We start from the raw sequence: 2,828 nt of genomic DNA, 5'->3' as shown, positions 1-2,828 counted from the left end.
CCGCCGCCGCCCCAAGCGGGCGCGGCGGCGGGGGACGCTCGTCGCGTGGGCGTTCCTGTCACCCGCACTGCTGCTGTTCCTCTACTTCAAGTTCATCCCGATGGCCAAGGGCCTGGTGATGAGCTTCCAGGAGATCCGCTACATCGACAGCTCGTGGGTGGGTCTCGACAACTACCGGACGATCCTGACCGACGACGCGTTCATCTCGGCCATCTGGCACAGCACGGTGCTGGCCCTCGGCACCACGGCCGGCTCGCTGGTGCTCGGCCTGGGCCTGGCCCTGCTCATCGAGGGCCCTTCCCGCTACCTGTGGTTCGTCAGGACCGCGGCGTTCCTGCCGGTGGTGACCACGATGGCGGTCGTGGCGGAGGTGTGGCGGATCATGTACCACCCCGCCGACACCGGCATGATCAACAGCATCCTCGGCTGGTTCGGCGGGGGCGTGCAGCCGTTCCTGGCCAGCGAGAACTCCTCGCTGCTGTCCATCATGGGCATGAGCATCTGGCGCGGCACGCCGTACGACATGATGATCTTCCTGGCGGGGCTCGTGGGCGTGGACCGCACGCTCTACGAGGCCGCCGCCGTGGACGGCGCGTCCACCTGGGAGCGGCTGCGGCACATCACGCTGCCGGCGCTGCGGCCGGTGTTCTGGATCCTGTTCACCCTGGCGGCCATCCGCGGCCTGCGGGTCTTCGTCGAGGTGTACGTCCTCACCAACGGCGGGCCGAACGGCTCCTCCGAGGTGCTCATGACACTCGTGTACAAGCTCGGCTTCCAGAAGGGCGAGCTGGGCGTGGCCTCGGCGGGCGGCATCCTGCTGTTCCTGGCCACGCTGCTGCTCACCGTCCTGGTCCAGGTCATGCGCAGGAGGCAGGCGGCATGATGAGATTCGACAGCGCCCTCGGGCTGGAGTCGCGCCGGGGGCCGGTCGCGACCGCGCTGAAGGTCGTCGTCTACACCCTGATGGTGCTGGTCTTCACCGGGCCGCTCATCGGCCTGCTGGTCAGCGCGTTCAGCAAGACGCTCGACCCGACCAGCTTCTCGCTGTGGCCCGACGGGTTCACCTTCCAGAACTTCGTCCAGGCGGCCGACAAGAACGTCTACGACTACCTGCTCAACTCGTTCGTGGTCGTCGGCTTCGGCCTGCTGCTGCAGATGCTGGTGAGCGTCTTCGCCGCCTACTCCTTGTCGCGCAAGAAGTTCAGGGGCATGGCGATCGTCATGCTGATCATGCTGGCGACGATGATGCTGCCGGAGGAGATCATCGCGATCCCGCTGTCGCTGGTGCTCGCCGACCTGCCGCTCTTCCACACCGACCTCATCGGCACGTACGCGGGCATGATCCTGCCGCTCGGCGCCTGGGGCTTCTCCATCCTCGTCATGACCGAGTTCATGAAGGAGGTGCCGGTGGAGCTGGAGGAGGCCGCGCGGATCGACGGGGCGGGCGAGCTGCGCACGTTCTTCACGATCATCCTGCCGCTGTGCCGGCCGGCCCTCGGCGTGATCGGCGTCTTCGGCTTCACCATGATCTGGGACCAGTACCTGCTGCCGCTGATCGTCGCGCCGGAGCCGGGCATGTGGACGCTGCCGATCGCGCTGCGCTCGCTCCGCTCGGACGAGGAGGTGGGCATCGGCGTGCTGCTCGCGGCCTCGCTGCTGGCGCTGCTGCCGTCGATCATCGCCTTCCTCGCCTTCCAGCGGCAGTTCATGCGCGGTCTGACAAGCGGCGCCATCAAAGGTTAGGCGTCCATGTACGTGGACGCCATCCAATATGCTGACATCGAGGAGCCGTCACAGGGATGGGATGATCATGGAGCCGCAGTTGGTCAAGTCCGCCGAACGGACCGTCCGCATCCTGGAGGCCCTGGCCGGCTCCCAGGAGACCCTGACCCTGTCGGAGCTCCAGCAACGCACCGGCTTCCCCCGCAGCAGCCTGCACGCGCTCATGCGCACGCTGGTGGAGCTCAAATGGGTGGAGAACGACTCGGGCAGGGGCGCGTTCGGCATCGGGCCGCACGCCCTGCTGACCGGGACCGCCTACCTCGACAAGGACCCGGCGCTGCCGTTCGCGCAGCAGACGCTGGAGGACCTGCGCGCGGAGATCGGCCAGACGGCCCACTTCGCGCGCCGCGACGAGTCCCACGTGATCTACCTCGCGACCCGCGAGTCGCGCGACGCGCACCACGTGATCCCGCGGGTCGGCCGGCGGCTGCCCGCCCACGTCACAGCGCTCGGACAGGCGCTGCTGGCGCAGCTCACCGACGACGAGGTGGCGGCCCTGCTGCCGCAACCGCTGCCGTCGATGACGCATCACACGATCATCGACCTGGAAAAGCTGACCGGCGAGCTGGACCAGGTCCGCACCCGTGGCTACGCCTACGAGCGCGAGCAGGGCACGCCCGGCGTGGCCTGCGTGGCGGTGGCGGTGGACTACCGGATCCCCGCGACCGACGCGATCAGCTGCTCGATGCCGGCGGGCCTGCCGCCCGCCGGGGTCGAGGAGGTCACCGAAGCGGTGATCACGCACACCCGCAAGCTGGCTGCCACCCTCCGGCGGGAGGGCATCCGCTAGAAAGGACCGTCCATGCGGCTCGATGGTGTTCTCTTCTTCCCCGTGACCCCCTTCGGCGCCGGCGGCGGCGTCGCTGAGGACGTCCTGGCCGAGCACGTCGCCGGCGGGGTCGCGGCCGGGGCGGGAGGAGTGTTCGCCGCGTGCGGCACGGGCGAGTTCAACGCGCTGGACCTGCCCGAGTACACCGCCGCGGTGACCACCGCCGTCGCCGCCACCGCCGGGCGGGTGCCCGTCTTCGCGGGCGCGGGCGGCGTGC

4 protein-coding genes are annotated in these 2,828 nt (G+C 69.2%); all 4 read left to right on the top strand.

Going from position 1 to position 2,828, the window contains the following annotated elements:
* On the top strand, positions 1 to 883 hold an 883-nt coding region (locus tag ABZS51_RS42570; protein ID WP_355454006.1), incomplete at its 5' end, for a sugar ABC transporter permease.
* Positions 880 to 1,743, top strand: coding sequence for a carbohydrate ABC transporter permease (locus tag ABZS51_RS42565; protein ID WP_310710497.1), 864 nt, complete (start codon positions 880 to 882; stop codon positions 1,741 to 1,743). The genes ABZS51_RS42570 and ABZS51_RS42565, both read left to right, overlap by 4 nt.
* 67 nt (positions 1,744 to 1,810) lie before the next feature.
* Entirely contained in the window at positions 1,811 to 2,572 is a 762-nt protein-coding gene (locus ABZS51_RS42560; protein ID WP_310710498.1) for an IclR family transcriptional regulator, read from the top strand.
* Between the two features lie 12 nt (positions 2,573 to 2,584).
* A partial coding sequence (locus tag ABZS51_RS42555) for a dihydrodipicolinate synthase family protein (RefSeq protein ID WP_355454002.1) occupies positions 2,585 to 2,828 on the top strand: 244 nt, incomplete at its 3' end.

Source organism: Nonomuraea sp. NPDC005501, from assembly GCF_040605905.1.
GTDB lineage: Bacteria > Actinomycetota > Actinomycetes > Streptosporangiales > Streptosporangiaceae > Nonomuraea.
Note: the sequence above shows the minus strand (reverse complement) of the source record. Positions and strands in the feature narration are given on the sequence as shown.